Annotated in this window: 16 protein-coding genes; 6 read left to right on the forward strand and 10 right to left on the reverse strand. The window is 74.4% G+C overall.

All coding sequences use genetic code 11. The annotated features are described in order from the left end of the window. Positions 1-705: 705 nt before the first annotated feature. Positions 706-3,009: a HelD family protein gene (locus tag V6U79_RS07335; RefSeq protein WP_334614014.1), complete on the forward strand. Its 2,304-nt coding sequence runs from the start codon at positions 706-708 to the stop codon at positions 3,007-3,009. On the opposite strand, the gene V6U79_RS07340 is transcribed toward V6U79_RS07335, so the two are convergent. Next, positions 3,001-3,609, reverse strand: coding sequence for a hypothetical protein (locus V6U79_RS07340; RefSeq protein ID WP_334614015.1), 609 nt, complete (start codon positions 3,607-3,609; stop codon positions 3,001-3,003). The two genes, V6U79_RS07335 and V6U79_RS07340, sit on opposite strands and share 9 nt — an antisense overlap. Before the next feature lie 4 nt (positions 3,610-3,613). Beyond that, entirely contained in the window at positions 3,614-3,841 is a 228-nt protein-coding gene (locus V6U79_RS07345; RefSeq protein WP_334531030.1) for a YbaB/EbfC family nucleoid-associated protein, read from the reverse strand. 428 nt (positions 3,842-4,269) lie between these two features. Here V6U79_RS07345 and V6U79_RS07350 point away from each other — a divergent pair, with 428 nt between their 5' ends. Next, positions 4,270-5,034, forward strand: a complete 765-nt coding sequence (locus V6U79_RS07350) for a VOC family protein (RefSeq protein ID WP_334531027.1) — start codon at positions 4,270-4,272, stop codon at positions 5,032-5,034. Here V6U79_RS07350 and V6U79_RS07355 read toward each other — a convergent pair. From V6U79_RS07355 to V6U79_RS07370, 4 genes are all read right to left on the reverse strand, one after another. Next, positions 5,024-5,821, reverse strand: coding sequence for an ABC transporter ATP-binding protein (locus V6U79_RS07355; protein ID WP_334614016.1), 798 nt, complete (start codon positions 5,819-5,821; stop codon positions 5,024-5,026). The genes V6U79_RS07350 and V6U79_RS07355 overlap by 11 nt on opposite strands. Then, positions 5,818-6,897 (reverse strand): FecCD family ABC transporter permease, encoded by a 1,080-nt coding sequence (locus V6U79_RS07360; RefSeq protein ID WP_334614164.1) that lies wholly within the window; start codon positions 6,895-6,897, stop codon positions 5,818-5,820. The genes V6U79_RS07355 and V6U79_RS07360 overlap by 4 nt, the downstream gene beginning before the upstream one ends. 34 nt (positions 6,898-6,931) lie before the next feature. Next, positions 6,932-7,870 carry an ABC transporter substrate-binding protein gene (locus V6U79_RS07365; protein ID WP_334531019.1) on the reverse strand — a complete coding sequence of 313 codons (939 nt, stop codon included), beginning with the start codon at positions 7,868-7,870 and terminating at the stop codon, positions 6,932-6,934. A gap of 343 nt (positions 7,871-8,213) precedes the next feature. Continuing rightward, the gene (locus V6U79_RS07370; RefSeq protein WP_334531016.1) at positions 8,214-10,076 is read right to left on the reverse strand and encodes a M14 family metallopeptidase; all 1,863 of its coding nucleotides are present in this window, start codon (positions 10,074-10,076) and stop codon (positions 8,214-8,216) included. 205 nt (positions 10,077-10,281) lie between these two features. Between V6U79_RS07370 and V6U79_RS07375 the strand changes: the two genes are divergently transcribed. Beyond that, complete coding sequence (locus V6U79_RS07375) at positions 10,282-11,610, forward strand: C39 family peptidase (protein ID WP_334614017.1); 1,329 nt, start codon at positions 10,282-10,284, stop codon at positions 11,608-11,610. A gap of 48 nt (positions 11,611-11,658) precedes the next feature. Here the strand turns inward: V6U79_RS07375 and V6U79_RS07380 are convergent, their stop codons facing one another. The 4 genes from V6U79_RS07380 to mqnE all read right to left on the reverse strand — a co-directional run bounded on the left by V6U79_RS07380 (position 11,659) and on the right by mqnE (position 14,167). Further along, the gene (locus tag V6U79_RS07380) at positions 11,659-12,141 is read right to left on the reverse strand and encodes a hypothetical protein (RefSeq protein WP_334614018.1); all 483 of its coding nucleotides are present in this window, start codon (positions 12,139-12,141) and stop codon (positions 11,659-11,661) included. Between the two features lie 88 nt (positions 12,142-12,229). Beyond that, positions 12,230-12,508: a DUF4229 domain-containing protein gene (locus tag V6U79_RS07385; protein WP_334531007.1), complete on the reverse strand. Its 279-nt coding sequence runs from the start codon at positions 12,506-12,508 to the stop codon at positions 12,230-12,232. A gap of 44 nt (positions 12,509-12,552) precedes the next feature. Beyond that, positions 12,553-12,975 carry a hypothetical protein gene (locus V6U79_RS07390; protein ID WP_334531004.1) on the reverse strand — a complete coding sequence of 141 codons (423 nt, stop codon included), beginning with the start codon at positions 12,973-12,975 and terminating at the stop codon, positions 12,553-12,555. Between the two features lie 22 nt (positions 12,976-12,997). Continuing rightward, positions 12,998-14,167, reverse strand: coding sequence for an aminofutalosine synthase MqnE (gene mqnE / locus V6U79_RS07395; protein ID WP_334531001.1), 1,170 nt, complete (start codon positions 14,165-14,167; stop codon positions 12,998-13,000). Between the two features lie 242 nt (positions 14,168-14,409). Between mqnE and V6U79_RS07400 the strand changes: the two genes are divergently transcribed. From V6U79_RS07400 to V6U79_RS07410, 3 genes are all read left to right on the forward strand, one after another. Further along, positions 14,410-16,017, forward strand: coding sequence for a C40 family peptidase (locus V6U79_RS07400; protein ID WP_334530998.1), 1,608 nt, complete (start codon positions 14,410-14,412; stop codon positions 16,015-16,017). Between the two features lie 134 nt (positions 16,018-16,151). Next, on the forward strand, positions 16,152-17,624 hold the full coding sequence (locus tag V6U79_RS07405; protein WP_334614019.1) for a flagellar biosynthesis protein FlhF: 1,473 nt from the start codon (positions 16,152-16,154) through the stop codon (positions 17,622-17,624). A 150-nt stretch (positions 17,625-17,774) separates the two neighbouring features. Continuing rightward, a complete protein-coding gene (locus V6U79_RS07410) occupies positions 17,775-19,871 on the forward strand; it encodes a DEAD/DEAH box helicase (protein ID WP_334614020.1) in 2,097 nt (698 codons plus the stop codon). Positions 19,872-19,959: the final 88 nt, after the last annotated feature.

Genomic DNA, 19,959 nt, shown 5'->3' on the forward strand with positions numbered 1-19,959 from the left:
ACAGGACCCCTCACTTCGCACTTTAGAGCTGATGACGCCAACGACTCACACCTTGCCGGGGCGCTGGGGTGTCAGTCACCCACGCGTCTCCAAGATCGTGCTGCTTCATGGAAGTAGTGGCGTCAGCGCGACGAGGAGGCCACTACTTCCAGGAAGCAGCACGATCTTCACGACCGATGTCACCCCGAACCGGGCCGAGCCGGACCGGAGGCGACCCGGGGCAAGCCGGACCCGAGGCAAGCCGGACCCGAGGGGAGCCGGACCCGGCAGGGTAGGCCCGACCGGGGCGCGGTGAATCGTTTGCGACATCAGCTCTAAAGCAACGGGCAAGGCATATGCCCGCCAGTGCAGGGCGCGGGTCGGGATGCGCTCGGAAGCTGTGCGTCGGGGGACGGGTGGGGATGCGCGCGGCAGCGGCGCCTCCGAACGCAGCCTCAAACGCTCCAGCAGCAGTGCGTCGGGGCGGGGCGGGGCGGGCTGCCTACAGCAGCGGCGCATGAGGGGGCAGGCCGGGATGGCAACGGCACGGCACGGCACCGGCGCCGGGGGCGCAAATGCGTGGCCGGCGGCGTCAGCGGGGCGTAACGTGGAGCGCCGCGCGGGATCCGCGCCTTCTCACCGGGCACAGCCGGCACCGCGTCTGACGGAGCGCCGGGCGGCCCAGGGCCAACCGATCATACGAACGCCACCGAAAGGCCGCCTCGGATGACCCCTGCCGCCGCCCCCACCACCGGCACCGCACCCGCCATGGACGCAGCGCCCGCCGCCGTCGACCCCGCCCCCACCGCCGGCACAGCCACCGCCGACACCACAGCCACCGCCGACACCACAGCCACCGCCGACACCACAGCCGCCGGCGGCACCGCGCCCGCCGGGGAGGGCGCCGGGCGGGTGCTCGACGGGGAGCTCGCCGGGGAGCGGGCGCACCTGGCCGCTTCGCGTGCCGCGCTGCGGCGGATGCGGGAACGCGCCGAGGCGCTCTTCGCGACCGGCGACAAGGTCGCCGGTGACGCGTACACCGCCGAGCAGCTCGGGCGGCACATGGCCCGCCGGGTCGTCGAACTGGCCGACGATCCCACCACCCCGCTCTTCTTCGGCCGGCTCGACTTCGGGTCGCAGGACGCCGACCACGCCGACCGGTGCTACCACGTCGGCCGGCGGCACGTCACCGACGAGCAGGGCGAGCCGCTGGTGCTGGACTGGCGGGCGCCGGTCTCCCGCTCGTTCTACCGGGCCAGCGCCCGCGACCCTCAGGGCGTCGCGGTGCGGCGGCGGTTCGGGTTCAACGGCGGCGCGCTGACCAGCTTCGAGGACGAACGCCTGGACCGGGGTGAGGAGCTGGGCACGGCCAGCCGCATCCTCACCGCCGAGATCGAACGGCCCCGCGTCGGGCCGATGCGGGACATCGTCGCCACCATCCAACCCGAGCAGGACGAACTGGTCCGGGCCGACCTGGCCGACTCGATCTGCGTGCAGGGCGCGCCGGGCACCGGCAAGACCGCCGTCGGGCTGCACCGGGCCGCGTACCTGCTCTACCTGCACCGGGAGCGGCTGCGCCGGGCGGGTGTGCTGATCGTCGGGCCGAACCGCGCGTTCCTGTCGTACATCGCGGCGGTGCTGCCGGCGCTCGGCGAGGTCGAGGTCGCGCAGGCCACCGTCGAGGACCTGGTCACCCGGGTGCCGGTACGCGCGGTCGAGGACCCCGCCGTCGCCACCCTCAAGCACGACGCCCGGATGGCCGAGGTGCTGCGCCGGGCGGTCGACGGGCACATCGCGGCGCCGACCGAGCCGATCATGATCTCGGACGGCTCGTTCCGGTGGCGGATCGGCCTCGACCCACTGCACCGGGTGGTCGAGGAGACCCGCCGTGAGGGCCTGCCGTACGCGACGGGCCGGGAACGTGTCCGGGCACGCGTGGTGGGGCTGCTGCAACGCCAGTCCGAGTCGCGCCGGGCCGAGTCGCCGAGCGACGCCTGGCTGCGCCGGATGGGCAAGGCCAAGCCGGTCACCGCCTTCCTCGACGCGGTCTGGCCGGCACTCACCCCGGAAGGGCTGCTGCACCGGCTGCTCGGCGAACCGGACACCCTCGCCGCGGCGGCCGACGGCCTGCTCAGCCCCGAGGAGCAGGCGTTGCTGCTCGGCGCTGCGGCACCCGGCGGACCGGCGGGCCCTGACCGGGCCGGCACCGACGACACGACGCCGGCCCGGCGGAGCGGTGACCGGGCGGCGACGGGCACGAAGCTGGGGCGTACCCCCAAGGCGACGAGGTGGACCGCCGCGGACGCCGTGCTGATCGACGAGGTGGCCGGGCTGATCGAGCGGCCCGGCGGCTTCGGCCACGTCGTGGTCGACGAGGCGCAGGACCTCTCCCCGATGCAGTGCCGGGCCATCGCCCGGCGCAGCGAACACGGCTCGATCACCCTCCTCGGCGACCTGGCCCAGGGCACCGCCCCGTGGGCCGCCACCGACTGGCGGGAGTCCCTGGCGCACCTGGGCAAGCCGGACGCGGTGGTGGTGCCGTTGAGCGTCGGGTTCCGGGTGCCCGCCGCGGTGGTCGCGTTCGCCAACCGGCTGCTGCCGGCGCTCGCCGTCGACGTACCCCCGGCGGAGTCGCTGCGCCGCGACGGCGCGCTGGACGTGCGTACCGTGACCGACCTGGACGGGGCGACCGTGGCCGAGGTGCGGGCGGCGCTCGCGCACGACGGCTCGGTCGGGGTGATCGCCGCCGACGACGCGGTCGACCGGCTCCGCGCGGCGCTGGCCGCCGCCGGCGTCGACACCGCGACCGCCGACGACGTCGAGACCGCGGCGCGGGTCACCGTGGTCCCCGCGACGCTGGTCAAGGGCCTGGAGTACGACCACGTCGTGGTCGTCGAGCCGGCCGCGATCGTGGCCGCCGAGCCGCGCGGGCTGCACCGCCTCTACGTGGTGCTGACCCGGGCGGTGTCCCGGCTGTCGGTGCTGCACACCGCGCCGCTGCCCGACCCGCTGGCCGGCGGTTCAGCCTGACAGGGCCGACGCGACCTCACGCAGCGGCCGACCCGGCTCGGCGAGCGGCACGGTCAGGGCCAGCCACGACCCGTCGGTGAAGTCGATCCGCAGCCGTTTCGGGTTGAGCCGGTACCACCCGACCCGGGCTCGGGCGACCGCGCTGCGCGGCACCGCGCGGAGCAGCTCGATGTCGGCCATGGCCCGCTCGTCCTCCGCCAGGCTGGAGGTCAGGCCCGTCCGGGCGGTGGCCCCGAGCAGCAGCCGCTGATCGGTGACCGCCAGTACGGCTCGCCGCAGGCCCGGGCCCTTCACCCCGGTCACGAGGGCGTGGTGGAGCAGGGACGCCTCCGTGCCGGGCGCTCCCCGGCCGCCGACGCCGAAGAAGAGCCACTGGGCGAAGGCGTCCGCGCGGCCGAGAGTGATGTTGGGGGAGAGCAGGTTGAGCAGGCCGCCGAGGAGGCCCGGCCCGCCACCGCCGGGCTCGGGCCGGTCCGGCTGCGGCGGGTCCTGCGGGGTCAGCCCCAACCCGACGTTGGCCTCCGCGACCACCCGCAGCCGCTCACCCGCCGGCAGCAGCCGGGTGACGCCTTCCGCGTACCGCTCACGCTTGTCGACCACCGGCTCAGTACCCGTCGTGGCCGCCGGGGCGGTGCGCGCCGCCGGCGCCGTCCCCGATCACCTCGCCGACCAGCTCGCGGACCCGGGCGGCGGCGGCCTCCTGGGCCCGGTTCGCGGCGGCGGTGAACTCCTCCGCCAGCGTGTACGAGTCGAGCCGCATCGCCCGCGCGTTGACCTCCGAGGAGAGGATCTTCCCGTCCGCCGCCGCGGTGACCCGGACCAGGCCCGACACTGCTCCTCGTACGCCGTGGCGAGGCCGAAGGACGCGGGCATGACACCGAACGCGTGCCGGGGCACCTGCCCGTCGTGGAACGCCCGGCGCAGCGCGCGGAAGTGTTCGGCCCGGTCCCAGGAGGCGGCGGCGAACGCGGTCAGCGCTTCGGCTTGAACATCGAGATTCCTGCCCGGACCGGTCACCGGCACCTCCCCTGTGTCCACTCGGCACCCTCCGCCGGGCGGAGCGGTCGCCGAGGCTACACAGTAGGCGATCGCCGCCGCGCCCCGCCGCCCCCGAGCCAACGCGGGGGCGGCGGAACGGGCGGTCGTCGGGGGTCGCCGGTTCGGCTGACCTTCGTCCGTTCCGGCCCGGCGGGCTGCGGGACCGGCCACGATGCGGGGCAGGGCGTGCCACCGGAGCCGCCCCGGTCGAGAGGGGCCACCGTGAGCACCGCCGTGCCGGGCACACCCTGTTGGACCGACCTGGCCACGCCGGAACTGGAGGCCGCGAAGCGGTTCTATCCGGAGCTGTTCGGCTGGACCGGGCAGGTCTCCCCGCAACCGGAGGCGGGTGGCTACACCATCTTCCTCAAGGACGGCCGGTCCGTGGCCGGCGCGGGCCCGCCCGCCACGCCGGACCAGGTCCCGATCTGGTCCACGTACGTGGCGACGGACGACGCGGACCTGGCCGCCACCCGGGTCGAGGCGGCGGGCGGGACCGTGCTGGTCGCCCCGTTCGACGTCTTCGACCAGGGGCGGATGGCCGTCTTGGCGGACCCGGCCGGCGCCGTGTTCAGCGTCTGGCAGCCGATGGCGATGGCCGGGGCCGAGCTGTTCAACGTCCCCGGCGCGATGACCTGGAACGAGTTGGTCTCCCCGGACCCGGAGGGCGCGAAGGTCTTCTACGAGCTGGTCTTCGGCTGGCATCCGGAGGATCAGCCGATGGGCGACATCACGTACACGGGTTGGCGGTGCGGGGCGCGGATCGTGGCCGGCATGATGCCGCCGCTGGGCGACGGCTATCCGGCGGACCTGCCGGCGTACTGGTCGGTCTATTTCGCGGTGGCGGACGCCGACGCCACCGCCGCGCGCGCCGCGGAGCTCGGCGGCACCATCCTCGTACCGCCCCGGGACATCCCCACGGGCCGGACCGCCGCCCTGCGCGACCCCCACGGCGCCCTCTTCTCCATCACCGCCCTCACGCCCTGACGCCTTGGTCGGTGGGGCGGATGGGGACGACCAGGGGGCCGTGGTCGCCGGGGATGATCCGGACGTGGGCACGGTAGTGGGTGGCCAGGAGCTCCTCGGTCAGGACGTCGCGGGGTGGGCCCGCGGCGACCACCCGCCCCTCGGCGAGCAGCACCATCCGGTCGGCGTACTCGCCGGCGATCGAGAGGTCGTGCATCGTGGCGAGCACGGTGAGGCCGTGCGTCCGGCGCAGCTGGTCGACCAGCTCCAGCACCTCCTGCTGGTGGCCGATGTCGAGCGCGCTGGTCGGCTCGTCGAGCAGCAGCAGGGTGGCGCCCTGGGCGAGCGCCCGGGCCAGGAAGACCCGCTGCCGCTCCCCACCGGAGAGGGTGGCCAGCTCCCGGCGGTGGAACCCGGCCAGGTCCAGCCGGTCCAGCACGTCGTGCACGGCGGCCAGGTCGGCGGCCGACTCCCGGCCCAGCGGCGGGATGTACGGGGTGCGCCCGAGCAGGACGTAGTCGAGCACCGACATGCCGGCCGGCACCACCGGGGACTGCGCCACCGTGGCCACCACCCGGGCCCGGTCGCGACGGCGCAGCGACTCGTACGGCGTACCGAAGAGGGAGACGGCGTGCGGCGCGGGGAGCAGGCCGCCGACGGCGCGCAGCAGGGTCGACTTGCCCGCGCCGTTCGGGCCGATCACGGTGACCCACTCCCCGGCGGCGACGGCCAGGTCGATCCCGGCCAGGATCGGCACGCCGTCCAGCCGCACGTGCAGGTCGCGCACCTCGACCGCGGGGGCGGTCATGCGAACACCCGGCGGGAGGTGCGCAGCACCAGGACGAAGAACGGGCCGCCGAGCAGCGCGGTGACCACCCCGATCGGGATCTCGGCGGGGGCGGCGGCGGTGCGGGCCACCACGTCGGTCAGCGCCAGGAACGCCCCGCCGAAGAGCATGGAGAGCGGCAGGATCACCCGGTAGCTCGACCCGGCCAGCAGCCGGACGGTGTGCGGGACGATGATGCCGACGAACCCGATCAGCCCGGAGGCGGAGACCGCGGCGGCGGTGCCGAGCGAGGCGGCGGCGATCAGCAGGTAGCGCGAGCGCTGCGGGTGCAGGCCGAGGCTGGTGGCCTCGTCGTCGCCGACGGAGAGCACGTCCAGCTCGCGCCGGTGCAGCAGCACCACGACGGCGGTGAGCAGGAAGTACGGCAGGACCAGCAGCACGTCGTGCCAGCCGGCGGTGCCGAGCCGGCCGAGCAGCCAGGAGTAGACCTGCTGGATGCTCTCGGAGTGGCGTTGCAGCAGGTAGGTCTGCCCGGCGGAGAGGAACGCGGACACCGCCACCCCGGCCAGGATCAGGGTGGCCGGGGAGCGTCCCCGCCCCCCGGCGACCCCGAGCAGGTAGGTCATCACCACCGCGCCGAGCGAGCCGACGAACGCGGCCAGCGGCAGAACGGCCGACAGCCCGGCGAATCCTCCCGCCCCCATACCGAGCGCGATCGCCGCGGTGACCGCGAGGCCGGCGCCGGCCGCCGCCCCGAGCAGGTACGGGTCGGCCAGCGGGTTGCGGAACACCCCCTGGTACGCCCCGCCGGCCAGCGCGAGCAGCGCGCCGACCAGCAGGCCGAGCACCACCCGGGGCAGCCGCAGCTCGGTGACGATGGCGATCTCGCGCTCGGTGAGCCCGCTGGTCAGGTGCACCCCGGGCAGCAGGTTGAGCAGCTCCACGGCGACGCTGCCCGGGGGGAGGCTGACCGGCCCGAGGGAGACCCCGGCGACCAGCGCGACCAGCACCGCGCCGACGCCCGCGGCCAGCCAACCGGGTCGGAGCCGGGCCGGCCGGCCGGTGGGCGTGGGGGCGTCCGTCAACGCCTTCTGCATCAGGTGGGCCTCGGTCAACGCCCGTCGGTGAGGGTCACGCCGGCACCTTGGCGGTGGCGTCGACGATCGACCGGAGCAGGTCGACCACGCGCGGGCCCCAGCGGGAGGCGATGTCGTCGTCGAGCGGCACGATCTGGTTGTTCTTCACCGCGGTGACCCCGGCCCAGCCGCTGCGCGCCTTGACCGTCTCCGGGCTCTGCTGGCAGCACTTGGTGTCGGCGAGGAAGACGAAGTCGGGGTTCGACTTGACGATGACCTCCTGGGAGAGCTGCGGGTAGCCGCCGCTGCCGCCGTCGGCGTCGGCCGGGTCGGCGATGTTCTCCAGGCCGGCCAGGGTGTAGATCGAGCCGATGAAGGTCCTGCTGGTCGCGCTGTACAGCTCCGGGCCCAGCTCGTGGTAGTAGGTCAGCTTCTTCGACCGCTGCGGCAGGTCCTTGGTGAGCTTGGCGATGTCGTCCTTCATCCGCCGGGTGACGTCGGCGGCCTCGGTGGGGTGGCCGGTCAGCGTGCCCAGGTCGGTGATCTGCCGGTAGGTGTCGTCGAGCGTGGCCGCCGCCGGGGTGAGCAGCACCGGGATCTTCAGCGTGGTGAGCTGGTCGACGATCTTGTTGGTGTCGTTGGAGAGCACCACCAGGTCGGGGTTCTTGCCGGCGATCGCCTCCGCGTTGGGCTGGAAGCCGGAGAGGTCGCTCTTCGGCACGTCCGCCGGGAAGTTGGAGTTGTCGTCGACGGCGGTGACCTGCTTGCCGGCGCCGATGGCGAAGAGCATCTCGGTCGCGCTCGGCGAGAGCGAGACGATCTTTTCGGGGCGCTTCTCCAGCGTCAGCTTGCCGACGGTGGCGGGGAAGGTGGCGGTCGCGGAGCCGCTGCCGGCGGCGGGGGTGTCGTCGGCGGTCTTCTCGGCGCAGGCGCCGAGGGCCAGCGCGGCGACCGCGAGGGTCGCGGCGAAGAGCCGGGGGGTACGTCGGGACATCGGTCCTCCTGTCGGTCGAGGAGCCTGGTGCTTCGCCGACAGGGAACGCTTGCGTACCCGTCCGCGAGGCGCCCTTCCTCGAGAGCGCGTGTCGCGACCAGCCGCAGGCGACCTGGCTCGTCCCCACACACGACGGCGCCGGCCTGTCGGGCCGGGCGCCGGGGTGGCTCCGGCGGGGCCGGGGACCGTGGTGGGGCATCACAGTTGCGGGACAGCGCCGGTTTCGCACCGGCTTCGCTGCGGGGTGGTCGGTGCCACGGTAGCGCACGACCAGCGGAGATCGTCCCGACGGGAGGGGGGTGGGTGGGGCCCCGACGGGGGCGGAACGGGGCCCCACCCGGTTTCACGAGGCGGTGATGGTGACGTTGTCCACAGCCGCCTCGACGAGGCTGGCGCCGGGGGCGTCGGCGGCCTCCACCACGATCCGCACGGACTGTCCGGCGTACGGGCTGAGGTTCAGGTTCGCCACCGCCCAGGCGGCGTCCCGGTCGGTGGCGGCTCCTGCCTGGTTGAGCAGGGTGGTGGTGCCGCCGTTGTGGACCACGCTGACTCTCAGGTAGTCCGCCGACGAGGCGTTCGAGCCGTGGGCCAGGTACCAGGCCAGCGAGAGGGTCAGCGTGCCGGTCGACGGGAGGGTCACCGCCGGGGACCGGGCGCTGGTCACCCCGCCGTCGACGTCGTAGTCACCCGCCGCGGCGCCGGCCAGCCGGCCGGTGACCAGGTCGTTGCTCCCGGCGTACGGGACCAGTTGCTTGGCCCCGGAGGAGTTGGTGGCCTGGGCGGCGCCCCGCTCCCACGCCCCGGTGGTGGCGGTGTCGGTGCCGGCCGGGTTGACGGTCCAGCCGGTGGCGGTCTCGAAGGTGTCCGACCAGACGGTGGTGCCGCCCCCGCCGCCGCAGTACTGGGCCTGCTTGCCGATCGCCCGGTACGGGCAGTCGGCGTACTCGGAGAGCAGCAGCACCGCGTCCCGGTTGCGGGAGGTCTGGGCGGGAATCACCTCGTCCGGCGGGTAGAAGCCGCCGCCGGTGGCCGAGCCCGGGTACATCTCGAAGGTGTACGCCCAGATGCCGTGCGTGCCCCACATCCAGTCGATGCTGGTGCCGTCGGCGACGTACAGGTCACTGGACTGTTCCGGGGTGTACCCGTTGGTGTTCGCCATCTGCTGGCCGATGGTGGCGAAGGTGTTGTACTGGTCGGCGCTCATCCCGGTGGGGGTGTTCGCGGTGGTGTAGCCGAACGGCCAGAGCACCAGCTGCGAGTAGGTGTGGAAGTCGATGTTGGCCTTGATCTGCTGACTTCCGCCGACCACCCGGCTGTTGACGAAGTTGCGCAGGGCCTGGGTCTCCGGGGCGGAGAAGGCGGACGGGCCGCGGTAGGTGTCCGACGAGGGGGTGCCGGACGAGCCGCCGCAGCAGCCCCACTGGTAGGACCAGTTGCGGTTCAGGTCGGTACCCACGGCGGTGGAGCCGCTGTTGGGTTGCCGGTTCTTCCGCCAGGACCGGTACGACCCGGTGGCGATGTCGTACTCGCTGCCGTCGGGGTTGACCGTCGGCACGATCCAGATCTCCCGAGAGTTGACGACGTTGGTGATCCGGGAGTCGCTGCCGTAGCTGTCGGTGAAGAGGTTGAGCAGGTAGATCGCCATCTCGACGGTCAGGTGCTCGCGCGCGTGCTGCTGGGCGTTGAAGAGGATCTCCGGCTCGTTCTCGTCGGTGCCGACGTTGTCGGAGATCTTCACCGCCATCAGGTCGCGGCCCTCGTACGACGTACCGATGCTGATCTTGCGGGCGATGGCCGGATGGTCCGCGACGGCCTGGTTCACCACGGCGGTCAGTTCGGCGTAGTCGTGGTAGGCCGAGTCGGCGGGCGGGAAGGCCAGGGTGCCGGCCTCGCCGTGGTCGTGCCGGTCGGGGACGGCCTCGCGCTCGAGCCGGAAACCGAGCCGGCTGATCGCCGCGGCCTCGGCGCGGGTGGCGGAGACGTGCAGCACGCCGTGCTCGGAGTAGTCGATCGCGGCGCCGGTGCGGGCGACGGCGTCCCGGTCGGCGAAGGTGCGCGGGCCGAGCACCCGGTAGCCGGTGGCGGTTGGCTCGGGGTCGGGGGCGGGCCGCGCGGAGACCGGCCCGGTGGCGACGGCGACGACGCCGAGCCCGGCCGCGACGGCCAGCGCCAGGCGGCGTCGGAGGGTTGAGGTGCGGAAGGCCATGGACAACCTCCTCGGAGGACGGGGATCCCCGTTGTCCGCACACTTCACCAGCAGTCACATGGTCATATCAACATCTGTCGTTGTCGTGCTCCATGTCAGCCGGATCCTCATCTCGGCAAAAATTTTCTCCGCGTAGACCTCTGGCGCAACTTCCCGCCAGGCGCGACAGTGAACGGCAACGATGCCCTCACCTCGCGGAGTTGCCATGGCCAGCACACCCCTACGCACGGTGGCCCTCACCGGCGTCACCGCCCTCACCCTCCTCGGCGCCGGCGTCCCCGCCACCGCCGACCCGGTGGCCCCCCCGGCCCACGACGAGCAGATCACCTGGCAGGACTGGGCCGGCGACACCGACTGGCGGTCCGGGACCGCCGCCGGCACCCGGGTCACCCCCGCCGGGCTGACCCTCGGCACGCCCGTCGGCACCACCCTCTACAAGGACCCGCACGGCAAGAGCAAGCGGAGCTGGGCGTACGGGACGTGGACCTCCCCGGTCACCGATCTCGGCTTCGCCGCCACCGAACTCGTCGCGTCCTGGAACGCCGACACCCCGGCCGGCACCTGGATCCAGGTCGAGGCGCGCGGCACCTACACCACCGGCGACCGCTCCCCCTGGTACGTGCTGGGCCGCTGGGCCTCCGGCGACGCCGACATCAAGCGGACCAGCGTCGACCGGCAGGGCGACGGCACCACCACCGTCTGGACCGACACCCTGGCCGTCGACGACGCCACCGCCGGGGTGCTGCTGCGGGCGTACGAGCTGCGGCTGACCCTCTACCGCGACCCGGCCGGCAGCGCCTCGCCGACGGTGCGGATGGTCGGTGCGATGGGCTCGACGGTGCCGGACCGGTTCACCGTGCCGCCCAGCGCCGGCGGGATCGCCTGGGGCACCGAGCTGGCCGTCCCCCGCTACTCGCAGAACGTCCACACCGGCCACTACCCGGAGTACGACGGCGGCGGCGAGGCCTGGTGCTCGCCCACCTCGACCGAGATGGTGGTCGAATACTGGGGCCGGAAGCCGTCCGCCGCCGACGTGTCGTGGGTGGACCCGTCCTACCCGGACCCGACGGTCAACCACGCCGCCCGGTCCACCTACGACCACCAGTACGACGGCGCCGGCAACTGGCCGTTCAACACGGCGTACGCGGCCGGCTTCGCCGGGCTGGAGGGGCGGGTCACCCGGCTGCACTCACTGGACGAGCTGGAACACTTCATCGCCGCCGGCATCCCGGTGGTGACCAGCCAGTCCTTCCTCGCCAGCGAGCTGGACGGGGCCGGCTACGGCACCTCGGGACACCTGATGGTGGTGGTCGGCTTCACCGCCGACGGCGACGTGATCGCCAACGACCCCGCCTCGCCGAGCAACGACGCGGTGCGGCACGTCTACCCGCGCACCCAGTTCGAGCAGATCTGGCTGCGGACGAAGCGGACCACCGCCTCCGGCGGCGTCGGCAGCGGATCGGGCGGCATCGCCTACCTGATCAAGCCGGTCGAGGTGCCCTGGCCTGTGGTCGCCGGCTCCACCAACTGGTGACCGACAGGCGGCGGGCCCGGCACCTCGGTGCCGGGCCCGCCGGTCGGTTCAGCCCCGCGCCGGGGTGACCGGGAATGGGTCGGGCAGGTCGGCCTCGCGGCGGCGCCGCAGCTTACGCACGATGATCAGCACCAGGGCCACCGCGGCTGCCGCGCCGGCCAGGGTCAGCCCCGTGACGAGCAGCCAGGTGGAGCCGCCGGTGGTGGAGAAGACGCCCTTGCGGGCGCCGCTGTCGAGAGCCGGAGCGGTGTCGCCGTCGGCGAGCCCGTCGGGGGCGTCGTAGAGGATGACGTCGGCGCGGCGGGCACCCCCCTCGGTGGCCACGAAGTCCCCGTGCCAGGTGCAGCTACGCCGGCCGCAGTCCTCCTCCACCGCGGTGAAGGTGCCCGGCGTGCCACCGCCGGACTTGGCCTCCCAGGCCGGTACGAGGTCGAAGGCGCCGAGCATCACGCCGATCGCGACGATGACGGGTAGACCGATCCAGACGAACACCTTCGTCTGCCACCCGTTGATCTTGTCAAGGAATCCCACGAGCGAGGACCCTAGCGGCAACAGGGACCATCCCGCAGCCCCGTGTCCAGCGAAGATCCGCCGGTCGTGCGCAGCGTGTCGGGCCCGGTCAACGGCGCTCGCCGGGCGCCTCTCCGTCCGGCTGGTCGTCGCCGGCGAGCGCGGACCGGAGCCGCTCCTTGTCGGCCCGCCGGCGCTCGGCGGCGGCGGCCATCTCCTCGGCCATCTCGTCCCGCCAGGTACGCAGCAGGAAGAACGAGGCCGCCGCGGAGAACACCAACGCCAGCATCAGCTTCAGGAAGACGTTCATCCCGGTCGGCCAGAGCGCCGCCACCACCACGACGAACAGCCCGATCCGGCCCAGCGTGTACTTGACCGCCGCGCTCACGTTCCCACTCCCTCTCCACGCACCGGGTGACCCCGGGGCCGTGTTCAGCCCGTCCGTCGGGCCAGCCAGTGCACGCTCGGGAACCAGACCACCGCGTACACCAGGGTGAACGCGAGCGCGGCCAGGCCGCCGGTGAACAGCGGCGCGAGACCGCCGGCCAGCCCGGCGACCACCAGGCCGGCGACCACCCCGAGCGCGGCCGCCAGCAGCGCCCCGACCACCCGCGCCGCGCCGAAGTCCCAGGCGCGGAAGTCGTCCCAGAAGAGCCAGGCCGGCAGGATCATCGCGAGCCACCCGTTGGTACGCCCGAACTCGGCCGTGCCGATCAGGGCGAAGGCCCAGTCGAACAACGCCAACGCGAGCACGCCGACGACCCACCCGGCCAGACCGATGCCGAGCAGGTCGCCCAGGGTGAGGATGCGCCCCTCGGCGTCCCGTCGGGGAAACCCGCTCCGCTGCTCGGTCATCGTCATTCGAGGATACGGCCGGTCAGGCCCAGACCTGCTGCGGCTCGGCCCGACGCTCGGCCAGCGACGGGGCCTTGTCGTACTCGCGGACCACGTTGTAGCGGGTGTCCCGCTCGACCGGCTGGAAACCGGCGTCCCAGATCAGGTGCAGCAGGTCGTCCCGGTGCATCGTGTTCGGCGTGCCGTACGAGTCGGCGTCGTGGGTGATCTTGTATTCGACGACCGAGCCGTCCAGGTCGTCCACGCCGAAGTTGAGCGACAGCTGGGCGACCGAGAGGCCGTGCATCACCCAGAAGCACTTCACGTGCGGAACGTTGTCGAAGAGCAGCCGGGAGACCGCGAAGGTCTTCAGCGACTCGGCCGGCGAGGCCATCGTGGTCCGGGCCTGAATCCGGTTGCGGATCTTGCCGTCCGCCGAGTCGACGAAGTCGTGCTGGTAACGCAGCGGGATGAAGACCGCGAAGCCGCCGGTCTCGTCCTGGAGCTCGCGCAGCCGCAGCACGTGGTCGACCCGGTGCCGGGGCTCCTCGATGTGGCCGTAGAGCATCGTCGACGGGGTCTTCATGCCCTTGGAGTGCGCCAGCCGGTGGATCCGCGACCAGTCCTCCCAGTGGCAGGCGTGGTCGACGATGTGCTGCCGGACCTCCCAGTCGAAGATCTCCGCGCCGCCGCCGGTGAGCGACTCCAGGCCGGCGTCCATCAGCTCGTCGAGGATCTCGTCGGCGCTCAGGCCGCTGATCTTCTCGAACCACTGCACCTCGGTGGCGGTGAAGCACTTGAGCTTGACGTTCGGCAGCGCCGCCTTCAGCTCGCGCAGCACCTTCGGGTAGTAGCGCCAGGGCAGCGTCGGGTGCAGGCCGTTGACGATGTGCAGCTCGGTGAGCTGCTCGTCCTCCATCTCCTTGGCCTTGCGCACGGCCTCGTCGATGCGCATCGTGTACGCGTCCTTCTCCCCCGGCTTGCGCTGGAAGGAGCAGTAGGCGCAGGAGGCGGAGCAGACGTTGGTCAGGTTGAGGTGCCGGTTGACGTTGAACATGACCCGGTCGCCGTTGAGCTCGGTGCGCCGGTGGTGGGCCAGCCGGCCCAGCCACGACAGGTCGTCGCTGTCGTAGAGGGCGATCCCGTCCTCACGGGTCAGCCGCTCCCCGGCGTACACCTTCGCTTCGAGCTCACGCTTGAGTCCGGCGTCCATCGAAAGCCACGTCCCTTCCGCCTGCGGTCCCGGTCGAGCCTACGTCGGCCCACCGACCGGTCGGCAGGACGGGGACCCGCCGCGACCTACCTCACCGGACTCTCAGGTATCCGTGACCGGGCCACGCATCGACATCGCTGCCTCGGTGAGGTAAGACAGGGTGGGGCACGACACACACTGGTAGCGTCCCGCTCGCCGCGCCCACCAACGCGCGACGGGTACGACGCCGGACGGGGAGCCAAATGGTCGACAGCGGGCACGGGCGGCGGCGACGACACGGCGGTCCGGTGATCTCGCCGGTGCTGCGGCCGGCGCTCTGGTCGGCCCTGCTCGGCGCGGTCGCGGCGATGGCCATGGCCACCCCCGCGTACGCCGATCCGGCCCTGCCGAACGTCGTGCCGGACACCGGCTCGCGGCCCGTCGCGGCCGGCGGCCTGCGGCTGCCCGGGGCCGGCTCCGGCCTGCCGGGCGCCCCGCCGACCGGCGCCGCGGGCGGCTTCCCGGGCGTGCTGCCCGGCGCCACCACCCTGCCGGTGGGCGGGCTCGCCGCCGACCCGCTGGTGGCCCGGATCGACGCCCTGGAGGCGGAGAACGGTCGGCTCGGCACCGAGCTGATCGAGTTGAACCAGCAGCTCACCGACGCCCGCACCGAGCTGGCCACCGCGCAGCGTGAGCTGGCCGCCGCCGAGACGGCGCTGGTCACCGCCCAGGCGCGCGCCGAGGCCACGGCCACGGACGCCTTCAAGGCCGGCGCCGCCCTGCCGCCGGGCGAACTCGCCCGCGACCTCCAGGGGCTCAGCGTCCTCCAGCGACTCTCCCGCGGCGAGCAGGCCGAGGCCGCGACCACCGCCGCCACCGGCGAGCTGTCCCGGGCGAAGACGGCCCGGGAGCTGGCCGCCCGGACGCTGACCGCCGTCGAGGAGCGGGTCGGCCGGCTCGACACCACCGTCGCCACGGCGCAGCGGTCGCTGCGGGACAACGAGACGAAGCTGATCGGTCTCCGCGCGGAGAACAAGGCCCGCCTGATCGAGCTGGAGCGGCAGCGGGACGCCGCCGAGCAGCGGCTGGGCGCCGGCTACGTCGAGGGGCAGAGCAGCACCGGGCTGATCGCCAGCCCGCAGGCCCTGGCCGCCGTCAAGTACGCGCTGGCGCAGCTCGGCGACCCCTACCTCTGGTCCGCCGAGGGCCCGGACCGGTTCGACTGCTCCGGGCTGATGTGGGCGGCCTACCGGTCCGCCGGCTACTACGACCTGCCCCGCGTCTCCCGGGACCAGTACTTCGCCACCCGGGGACGGACCGTCGACCGCGCCGCGCTGCTCCCCGGCGACCTGCTCTTCTTCGCCTCGGGCAGCAGCTGGACGACGATCCACCACGTCGGGATGTACCTCGGCGGCGGCAAGATGGTCCAGGCGCCGCGGAGCGGCGACGTGGTCAAGATCTCCACGGTCCGCTGGTCCGGGCTCTACGCCGCCACCCGGGTGGTCGGAGCGGTCCCCGCGCCCACCACCCCGGCACCGGCCCCGACCACGCCGGCTCCCAAGCCCACGCCCTCCCCCTCGAAGCCGCCCACGAAGCCGCCGGTGAAGCCCACCCCGAGGCCCACCCGGCCGACGCTCCCGCCGCCGAGCACGCCGCCGACGACCCCGCCGACGACCCCGCCCGCGAGCCCGACGCCGACGCCGACGCCGCCCTCGCCGACCCCGTCGGTCACCCCGACGCCGACTGCGAGCACGTCGAGCTCCGCGACCCCGAGCCCGGTGGTCACCAGCGCCTCGCCGAGCACCGCGGCCAGCAGCGCGACCCCGCAGGAGAGCAGCTCGGCCTCGGCCTCGGCGAGCACCGCCGGCTGAGCCGGGCGGTCCGCACCGGGGGCCCGTACCCGCTCCGGCTGTGCCACCGGGGTGGAATGTGGCACCGTGACATCGAGACACTTCCGGTCCCGCGTCACGGGTTCCCGGAGGCGAGTGGGGGCGCGGAGGCGAGCATGACCGAGCACAAGGTTCCGGCGGAGACGGTCGACGGCGGATCCGTGCCCGACTCCGCCGTGGGTGGGTCCTCCCCGGGCCGGCCCACCGACAGGTCGTCCGCCGAGACGCCGCCCGCCTCCGACCCGGCGCCCTCCGCCGTCGACGCGCCGTCGGCCGGTCTGCTCGCCCGGGCCCGCGCGAGCGTCGCCACGGTCACCGCGCCGCCCGAGGGCGACGCCCGGCCGGCGATCCCCGCCACCGCCACCACCTACCGCGCGGGCGCCTCGTCCACCGACACCCCCGGTGCCGACGCGGGCGGCACGGACGACCCGGGCGGCCCGGTTCCCCAGTCCGACCCGGCGCGCGCCCAGGCCGTGCCCGGGCAGCGGTCGTCGGCCCGGGCCAGCGCCGTCGTGCCGGGGCTGAGCCGGATCTCCGCCGAGGAGGCCGCCGGAGCCGCGGCGGGCGCGGTGGCACGGGCCGGCGCCGGCGCGGCCACCGTCTACCGGTCGACGCCGGTCAACCCCGAGCCGCCCGAGCCGGCCCAGCCCCCGGAGCCGGCCAAGCCGCCGACCCCGCCCACCCCCGAACCCGAACCGGCACCCGAGCCGGCCCCGCACCCGGTCCCGCCCGCGCCGGTGCCGGAACCCCCGGCACCCGGCCCGTTCCCCGCGCCGGTGCCGCCGCTGCCCGGCCCGCCACCCGGTCCCCGACCCACCCCGCCGCCCGGCCCGGTCCCACCGGTCCCCGGACCTCCGGTGCCACCGCCCGGCCCGCCGGTGCCACCGCCTCCGCCACCGCCCGGTCCGATGCCGGCGCCGCCATTCCCACCGCCGCCGGCCATGCCCGCCGGGACCAAGCTCTCCGCACCCACCTCCGCGCCGCCGGCCGGCACCGCACCCACCTCCGCGCCGCCGTACCGGGCCTCGGCCCAGGTCAGCGCTCCGCCGGCCGCCACGCCGCCGTTCCGCGCCTCGGCTCCGGTGAGCGCCCCGCCCGCCGCCCCACCGGCCCCACCGGCCCCACCAGCCTCGGCGCCCCCGGCCGTCACCCCGCCGCCGCCCGTCGGGCCCGCCGCGACGGTCTCCGCCCCGCCGGTCGTGCCGGCACCGGCCCTGCCGGCCCGGCCGCCGTCCAGCACGGCCGACCACTCCGCTCCCGGTACGGCCGGCGCGGCACCCGCCCCGCCGCGGGGCACCCCGTACCGGGGTGGCCAGGACCTGGCCAGCACCGCGTACGGCGGCACCGACGGCCCGGGCTACTCGACCGTCTCCTTCCCGGCCGGCAACCCGCTGGAGAACTCCGGCTCGCTGACCGGGCACATCCTCGCCCAGGGCTGGGCCGACACGCCCACCCAGCGCTCCAACACCACCCGGGTGGTGCTGGTGCTGGCCGCGTCCCTCGGGCTGCTCGTGGCGATCAGCGTGCTGGTCGTGCTGGTCGCCAACGACGCCATGGACGGGCTGGTGGGCAACGTCCTCAGCAGCTGAGCCGGGGCCGGTCCGGCCTCCGGCGGCCGCCACCGGGCGGCGTCGGGTCGGGGTGAGCCCGCCCACTACCCCGTCGCGGTCGACTGGCGACGTCGCCGGAGCGCCGTACACTGGGTCTGATCACTGACCTGGCGCGCGTGGCGCGCGCCCATGGGCGATCTTGCGGGCGATTCGGCGGCGTACAGCTGCGGCGGGCCATCGCGAAGATGCGCCCCGCTCGAAAGGCATTTCTTGACCACCTCCACTGCTCCCGGCACCATTCCGTCCGCCCTCGACCTGCCGGTCGAGGACGCTCCCACCGCCGACGTCAGCTTCGCCGACCTGGGTCTGCCCCAGCCGCTGGTCGCGGCGCTCGCCCGGCAGGGCATCACCGCCCCGTTCGAGATCCAGCGGGCCACCGTGCCGGACGCCCTGGCGGGCCGGGACGTGCTCGGCCGGGGCCAGACCGGCTCCGGCAAGACCCTCGCCTTCGGCCTGCCGCTGATCGGCCGGCTCGCCGAGCGCAACCGGGCCCGGCCGCTGCACCCGCGGGCCCTGGTCCTGGTCCCCACCCGGGAACTCGCCATGCAGGTCAACGACGCGCTCATGCCGCTCGGCAAGGCCGTCGGGATCTTCCTCAAGACGGCCGTCGGCGGCGTGCCGTACGACCGGCAGGTCGACGCGCTGCGCCGCGGCGTGGAGATCGTCGTGGCCACCCCGGGGCGGCTCGGCGACCTCATCTCCCGGGGGGTGTGCAACCTCGACGACGTCGAGGTGACCGTCCTCGACGAGGCCGACCAGATGGCCGACATGGGCTTCCTGCCCGAGGTCACCGAGCTGCTGGCGAAGACGCCGGCCGGCTCGCAGCGGCTGCTCTTCTCGGCCACCCTGGACGGTGACGTGGACGCGCTGGTCAAGCGGTTCATGACCGACCCGGTCACCCACTCGACCGCACCCTCCACCGCCTCGGTGTCCACCATGGACCACCACATGCTGCTGATCCCGCCGCACGAGAAGTTCGCCGTGGCGGCCTCGATCGCGGCGCGGGACGGTCGGACCATGGTCTTCGCCCGCACCCAGCTCGGCGTGGACCGGCTGGTCGAGCAGCTGGCCGCGGTCGGCGTACGGGCCGGTGGCCTGCACGGGGGCAAGACCCAGCGGATGCGTACCAAGACCCTGGCCGAGTTCCGCGAGGGCCGGATGAACGTGCTGGTCGCCACCGACGTGGCCGCCCGGGGCATCCACGTCGACGGGGTCACCCTGGTGCTGCACGTGGACCCGCCGAAGGACCCGAAGGACTACCTGCACCGCGCGGGTCGTACCGCCCGGGCGGGCGAGTCGGGCGCGGTGGCCACGCTGGTCCTGCCCAAGCAGCGCCGCACCACCCTGGCCATGCTGGAGAAGGCCGGCGTCGCGCCGGCCGAGAGCCGGGTCCGGGCCGGCGACGCCGCGCTCACCGAACTGACCGGCGCCCGCGAGCCCAGCGGCGTCCCGGTGCGGGAGGAGCCGGAGCCGCGCCAGCGCCGCTCCGGTGACCGGGACGGTCGTCGCTTCGGCGACCGGCCCACCGGCGAGCGCCGCTACGGCGACCGCCAGCAGTCGTACGGCGACCGTCGTTTCGGTGACCGTGACGCGCGCGGCGAGCGGTCCTTCGACCGGCCCGAGCGGCGCTTCGACAGCCGGCCGACCGGCGACCGGAGCTTCGGCGACCGGTCGCAGGGCGACTCCCGCGACGGGCGTTCCGGCGAGCGGCGCTTCGACGGCCGTGGCGACCGGCCGACCGGCGAGCGAACCTACGGGGACCGGCCGACCGGCGAGCGGCGCTACGGCGACCGGCCGACCGGCGAGCGGCGCTACGGCGACCGGCCGACCGGCGAGCGGACCTACGGCGACCGGGGCGAGCGGCGCTTCGACGGCCGGGCCGACCGCCCGACCGGTGACCGGGGCTTCGGCGACCGGGGCCACCGGGGCTTCGCCGACCGGGCCGAGCGTCCGGGTGGCGAGCGGTTCGGCGACCGGGACACGTCCCGGGGCGGCGAGCGCCGCTTCGGTGACCGGGACGCCCGGGGCGGGCAGTCCTTCGGCGACCGCCCGCAGGGCGAGCGCCCGTTCGGTGACCGGGGCGAGCGGCGCTTCGGCGCGGCCGCCGGTGACCAGCGCGGCGCCGACCGCCGGGGCGGGTTCCGTCCCGAGGGGCGGGTCCGCGACGACCGGCCGCGCGACGACCGGCGTGGCTTCGGCGGCCGGCCGCCGGCGCGTACCCACTGATCCACGCGACACCCGGAACGCCGCCGCGGAGCCCACGCTCCGCGGCGGCGTTTCCGCATGCGCTGCCGGTGTCGGTCGGGTCGCGTAA

Origin of the sequence: Micromonospora psammae, assembly GCF_036902725.1 — a bacterium.
Taxonomy (GTDB): domain Bacteria; phylum Actinomycetota; class Actinomycetes; order Mycobacteriales; family Micromonosporaceae; genus Micromonospora.

What these genes read in the sequence shown, in the direction of transcription:
- V6U79_RS07335 (WP_334614014.1), top strand. Translation starts at nt 706, where the DNA reads ATGACCCCTGCCGCCGCCCCCACCACCGGCACCGCACCCGCCATGGAC.
- V6U79_RS07355 (WP_334614016.1), bottom strand. Translation starts at nt 5,821, where the DNA reads ATGACCGCCCCCGCGGTCGAGGTGCGCGACCTGCACGTGCGGCTGGAC.
- V6U79_RS07360 (WP_334614164.1), bottom strand. Translation starts at nt 6,897, where the DNA reads ATGCAGAAGGCGTTGACGGACGCCCCCACGCCCACCGGCCGGCCGGCC.
- V6U79_RS07365 (WP_334531019.1), bottom strand. Translation starts at nt 7,870, where the DNA reads ATGTCCCGACGTACCCCCCGGCTCTTCGCCGCGACCCTCGCGGTCGCC.
- V6U79_RS07370 (WP_334531016.1), bottom strand. Translation starts at nt 10,076, where the DNA reads ATGGCCTTCCGCACCTCAACCCTCCGACGCCGCCTGGCGCTGGCCGTC.
- V6U79_RS07375 (WP_334614017.1), top strand. Translation starts at nt 10,282, where the DNA reads ATGGCCAGCACACCCCTACGCACGGTGGCCCTCACCGGCGTCACCGCC.
- V6U79_RS07390 (WP_334531004.1), bottom strand. Translation starts at nt 12,975, where the DNA reads ATGACCGAGCAGCGGAGCGGGTTTCCCCGACGGGACGCCGAGGGGCGC.
- mqnE (WP_334531001.1), bottom strand. Translation starts at nt 14,167, where the DNA reads ATGGACGCCGGACTCAAGCGTGAGCTCGAAGCGAAGGTGTACGCCGGG.
- V6U79_RS07400 (WP_334530998.1), top strand. Translation starts at nt 14,410, where the DNA reads ATGGTCGACAGCGGGCACGGGCGGCGGCGACGACACGGCGGTCCGGTG.
- V6U79_RS07405 (WP_334614019.1), top strand. Translation starts at nt 16,152, where the DNA reads ATGACCGAGCACAAGGTTCCGGCGGAGACGGTCGACGGCGGATCCGTG.
- V6U79_RS07410 (WP_334614020.1), top strand. Translation starts at nt 17,775, where the DNA reads ATGGGCGATCTTGCGGGCGATTCGGCGGCGTACAGCTGCGGCGGGCCA.